This window comes from Allobosea sp. CER48, assembly GCF_044752385.1.
In the GTDB taxonomy this organism is placed as follows: domain Bacteria; phylum Pseudomonadota; class Alphaproteobacteria; order Rhizobiales; family Beijerinckiaceae; genus Allobosea.
Genome location: NZ_JBIWYK010000232.1, coordinates 1 through 4973, shown reverse-complemented (window position 1 = coordinate 4973; position 4973 = coordinate 1). Strand labels below are relative to the sequence as shown.

Below are 4973 nucleotides of genomic sequence, written 5' to 3'. Positions count from 1 at the left end.
TCCTGGCCTCCTGCCTGGCTGTGCTTCCGATGGGGATTGCGCTGGCGCAGCAGCGCCAGGTGCCGGAGACGCGCGAGCAGGTCACGCTGTCCTTCGCGCCGCTGGTCAAGCGCACGCAGGCCGCGGTCGTCAATGTCTATGGGGCGCGCGTCGAGAAGCGGCCGCAGAACCCCTTCATGGATGACCCGTTCTTTCGGCGCTTCTTCGGCGATGGCGGCTTCGGCGTGCCGCGTGAGCGGGTCCAGCGCTCGCTCGGCTCGGGCGTGGTGGTCGATGCCGGCAACGGCCTCGTAGTGACCAACAACCACGTCATCGAGAACATGAGCGAGGTGAAGGTTGCCTTCGCCGACAAGCGCGAGATCGAGGCGACGATCCTGCTGCGTGATCCTCGCACCGATCTCGCGGTCCTCAAGGTGGCCGACACCAGGAACCTCACCGCCATCGATCTCGCCGATACCGACGAGCTTCAGGTCGGTGACATCGTGCTCGCCATGGGCAACCCATTCGGCGTCGGCCAGACGGTGACGCAAGGCATCGTCTCGGCGCTCGCGCGCACGCAGATCGGCGTGGGCGACGCCCAGTCCTTCATCCAGACGGACGCGGCGATCAACCCCGGCAATTCCGGCGGCCCGCTGATCGACATGAAGGGCCGCGTCGTCGGCATCAACACCGCGATCTATTCGCGCTCCGGAGGCAGTGTCGGCATCGGCTTCGCCATTCCGGCGGCGATGGTGCGCCTGGTCGTGGACAGCGCCAAATCAGGCAACAAGACGGTGCGCCGCCCCTGGCTCGGCGCGCGGCTGCAGAGCCTGACCGGTGAAGTCGCCGACGGGCTTGGCCTCGACCGGCCGGCCGGCTCGGTCGTCGCCAGCGTGGTCGAGAAGGGCCCGGCCGAGCAGGCCGGACTCCGTCGCTCCGACGTGATCCTGATGGTCGATGGCGTCGCCGTGGATGATCCGGAGGCCTTCGGCTATCGCTTCGCCACCCGGCCGATCGGTGGGGCGACGGCGCTCACGGTGCTGCGCGGCGGCAAGAAGGTCGATCTCTCGGTCAAGCTCGTCGCCGCGCCGGAGACGCGTCCGCGCGATCCCGTGAAGCTGACGAGCCGTTCGCCGCTCTCGGGGCTGACCGTCGCGAATCTCTCGCCGGCGCTGGCCGAGGAACTCTCGGTCGATACCGGCAACGAAGGCGTGGTCGTCAGCGAGATCGAGGAAGGCAGCACCGCCGCCAATGTCGGCTTCCAGAAGGGCGACCTGATCATGGCACTCAACGGCGAGCGGATGACGAACTCGCGCGAGGTCGAGACGATCCTGAAGGACCGCCGGCGCGCCTGGGAGGTGACGATTTCGCGCAACGGCCAGACGATCACCTCGGTCTTCCCCGGGTGAGCGATCTCTTCTCCGCGTCGGGGCTGGACAAGTCCGGCCCGCGTCCGCTTGCCGACCGCTTGAGGCCGACGACGCTCGCGGAGGTGGCGGGACAGGAGCATCTGACCGGGCCGGACGGCGCGCTGACGCGCCTTGTCGCTTCGGGTTCGGTGGGCAGCCTGATCTTCTGGGGGCCGCCGGGCACCGGCAAGACCACGGTGGCGCGCCTGCTCGCGGGGCTGGTCGACCTCGGCTTCGAGCAGATCAGCGCGATCTTCTCGGGTGTCGCCGATCTCAGGAAGGCGTTCGAGGCTGCGCGTGGCCGGCGGCTGGGCGGCCGGGGCACACTGCTCTTCGTCGACGAGATACATCGTTTCAACCGCGCCCAGCTCGACGCGTTCCTGCCCGTCATGGAGGACGGCACGATCACGCTGATCGGCGCGACGACCGAGAATCCTTCCTTTGCGCTGAACGCCGCGCTGCTGTCGCGCGCCCGCGTGCTGACGTTCAAGGCGCTGGACGAGGGCTCGTTGCTCTTCCTGCTCGGCCGCGCCGAGGTTCTGGAGGGCAGGGAGCTGCCGCTGACGCTGGAGGCACGGCAGGCACTGGCCCGCTTCGCCGATGGCGACGGGCGGGCGGTGCTGACGCTGGCCGAGGAGATCTGGCGCGCGGCGAAGCCCGGCGAGATCCTCGATGAGGCCGGCCTTTCCGAGGTGATCCAGCGTCGTGCTCCGATCTACGACAAGGCGCAGGACGGCCACTACAATCTGATCTCGGCCCTGCACAAGACGATCCGCGGATCCGATCCTGACGCGGCGCTCTACTATTTTGCCCGCATGCTGGACGCCGGCGAAGACCCGCGCTTCCTGGCGCGCCGGCTGGTCCGAATGGCGGTGGAGGATATCGGCCTGGCCGATCCGCAGGCCCTGGTTCATGCCCGGGCTGCGGCCGACACCTACGAGCAGCTCGGCTCGCCCGAAGGCGAACTCGCCCTCGCCAATTGCGTGATCTATCTCGCGACGGCGCCGAAATCGAACGCCGCCTACGCGGCCTACAAGGCGGCGGTGCGCGTGGCGAAGGAGCGGGGGTCGCTGATGCCGCCCAAGACCATCCTCAACGCACCGACGAAGCTGATGCGCGAGGAAGGCTATGGCGCCGACTACGCCTATGACCACGACCAGCCGGACGCTTTCTCCGGCCAGAACTACTGGCCCGACGCGCTGGGGCGTCAGCGCTTCTACGATCCGCCCGAGCGCGGCTTCGAGCGTGAGGTCCGCAAGCGGCTGGAGTATTGGGAGCGGCTGCGGCAGGAGCGCGGCGAAGACTGAGACGACCCGACTGCGCTGAACCGCGGCGCCGAGAGCGCCTCAGCTTCGGCAGTAGAATGGCAGGAACGTGCCGGACATGCCGCTGCTCATTGCCATCAGCACCAGCTTGTTGGCGAGATCTAGCTCTTCCTTGCTGCGGGCGCAGACATCGGCGCGGGCCTGGCAGTTGGACGCGAGGAAAGCGTCGTGGCTAGCGATGAAATCCGGGCTCAGCCCCGCCTTGCCCTGTCTATTCAGGGCTTGCTCGTAAGCCTTCTTGTAGCGGTTGCATTTCTCGGTCGGCCAGTCCGTGGCAGGGCCCTGTTGCGCGACGGCGTAACTGCCGCATGCCGCCAGAAGCGCGAGTGCAGCTCCGGCCCGGAGCGCCGATCGGCAGCTCGGCGCCGCGCTTGAATTCCATGCCGTCATGTCGATCGCCTCAGCCGCCTCGCTGCGAGGCGGCTGCAGATGGGCAGTCAATTGCGGCGAATTTCGTTTGTGCGCGGCAACGCCGCACTCTATTCCACGGGGATGATTTCCACCGCACTCGTCTTTCTGGGCGCCGGCATGGGCGGCGTGCTGCGCCACGGCGTCAATGTCGTTTCGCCGCGCTGGCTCGGCATGGGCTTTCCCTATGGGACCATGGCGATCAACATCATCGGCTCCGGACTGATGGGCCTGGTCGCAGGCTGGTTCGCCTTCAAGGCAGGGGAGAGCGCCTCGCAGGATCTGCGCCTCTTCCTCGCCACGGGCATCCTCGGCGGCTTCACCACCTTTTCGGCCTTCTCGCTCGATGCCGTGCTGCTCTGGCAGCGCGGAGAGGAGATGCTGGCGGCGACCTACGTCGTCGGCTCGGTGGTGGTATCGCTGGCCGCGCTAGTCGGTGGGCTTGCTGTTGTGCGGGGGCTGACATGAGGACTGGCGGCAAGGGCCCCGGCAAGGCCGGGCCGGGCAACAAGGGCGGCGCTTCCGGACGTGGCGGCAAGCCGCCATCCGCAGGGGCTCCACGCGGCAAGCGGCCGAGCCACGACGCCCGCCGCCGCGCAGCGGCGCGGCCTGCGCAGGGCGAGGAGCGCGTCCCGCATTCGCCGCGCCCGCCGAGGGCGGAGGAAGCCCCCAAGCCGACACGAGCGCAGGTGAGGGCCGAGACGGCACAGGTGCTTTCCACCGGCGTGCAGCAGCTCGTGGTGACGCCCGACGAGAACGAGATGCGGATCGACCGCTTTCTCGAGTCGCGGTTCCCCCAGCTTTCCTTCAGCCATATCCAGCGTATCGTCCGGAAGGGCGAGCTGCGCGTCGATGGCAAGCGCGCCGACAGCAAGGATCGGCTCAGCGAAGGGCAGACCGTGCGCATCCCGCCGCTGAAGCTGGAGCAGCAGGCCGAGCGGCCCCGCTCGGGCAAGGCGGATGCCGACACGATCGGCTTCCTGCGCTCGATCACGCTCTATGAGGACGACGATGTCATGGTCCTCAACAAGCCGGCGGGCCTCGCCGTGCAGGGCGGCTCCGGCACCACCAGGCATGTCGACCAGATGCTGGAGGCGCTGACCGGCAAGGACGGGCAGAAGCCGCGTCTCGTGCACCGGCTCGACAAGGATACGGCCGGCTGCCTGGTCATAGCCAAGTCGCGCTTCGCGGCGGCGACGCTGGCCAAGACCTTCCGCTCGCGCTCGGCCCGCAAGGTCTACTGGGCGCTGGTGGCCGGGGTTCCGCGGGTGAAGCAGGGGCGGATCTCGACCTATCTTGCGCGCGAGGAGGCTTATGACGGCGACCAGCGCATGGCCGTCGCCCAGCATGGCGAGGACGGCGCGATGCATGCGGTGACCTACTACGCCGTGGTCGAGACCGCCGCGCAGAAGTTGGCATGGCTGTCGCTGAAGCCGGTGACGGGGCGCACGCACCAGCTGCGCGCCCACACGACCCATATCGGCCATCCGATCGTCGGCGACCCCAAGTACTTCAACATCCAGAACTGGGAACTGCCGGGCGGCATCCAGAACAAGCTGCACCTGCTGGCGCGGCGGATCGTGCTGCCGCACCCGCGCGGAAAGGGTACGATCGACGTGAGCGCGCCGCTGCCGCCGCATATGCGGCAGAGCTGGAACCTGCTGGGATTCGACGAGGCGCCCTACGATCCGATCGTCGAGGCCCCGGACGAGTAGGCCGGCCATCAGGGGCGTCTGTCGTGATGTGGGACGTGTGAGAACAGTTGCGGAACAAACCGCTTTCTGTTCTAACTATGTTCTCATCGTCGGAGGGCTCACAATGCGTTCGGTTTTGATCGTTTCCGCCTGCCTTT

5 protein-coding genes are annotated in these 4973 nt (G+C 67.9%); 4 read left to right on the top strand and 1 reads right to left on the bottom strand.

Going from position 1 to position 4973, the window contains the following annotated elements; all coding sequences use genetic code 11:
* Positions 1-2 precede the first annotated feature (2 nt).
* Entirely contained in the window at positions 3-1388 is a 1386-nt protein-coding gene (locus tag ACIPIA_RS10215; protein WP_400509130.1) for a DegQ family serine endoprotease, read from the top strand.
* Positions 1385-2695 (top strand): replication-associated recombination protein A, encoded by a 1311-nt coding sequence (locus tag ACIPIA_RS10210; RefSeq protein WP_400509128.1) that lies wholly within the window; start codon positions 1385-1387, stop codon positions 2693-2695. Before ACIPIA_RS10215 ends, ACIPIA_RS10210 begins: the two co-directional genes overlap by 4 nt.
* A 39-nt stretch (positions 2696-2734) precedes the next feature.
* Here ACIPIA_RS10210 and ACIPIA_RS10205 read toward each other — a convergent pair whose 3' ends face one another.
* The gene (locus ACIPIA_RS10205; protein WP_400509127.1) at positions 2735-3154 is read right to left on the bottom strand and encodes a hypothetical protein; all 420 of its coding nucleotides are present in this window, start codon (positions 3152-3154) and stop codon (positions 2735-2737) included.
* Between the two features lie 51 nt (positions 3155-3205).
* On the opposite strand from ACIPIA_RS10205, the gene crcB reads away from it, so the two are divergent.
* Complete coding sequence (crcB, locus tag ACIPIA_RS10200) at positions 3206-3589, top strand: fluoride efflux transporter CrcB (protein WP_400509132.1); 384 nt, start codon at positions 3206-3208, stop codon at positions 3587-3589.
* Positions 3586-4836, top strand: coding sequence for an RluA family pseudouridine synthase (locus tag ACIPIA_RS10195; RefSeq protein ID WP_400509125.1), 1251 nt, complete (start codon positions 3586-3588; stop codon positions 4834-4836). Before crcB ends, ACIPIA_RS10195 begins: the two co-directional genes overlap by 4 nt.
* Positions 4837-4973 lie beyond the last annotated feature (137 nt).

Bases quoted from the DNA above. Each gene is read 5' to 3' on its own strand.
- crcB (WP_400509132.1), top strand. From the start codon at position 3,206: ATGATTTCCACCGCACTCGTCTTTCTGGGCGCCGGCATGGGCGGCGTG.
- ACIPIA_RS10195 (WP_400509125.1), top strand. From the start codon at position 3,586: ATGAGGACTGGCGGCAAGGGCCCCGGCAAGGCCGGGCCGGGCAACAAG.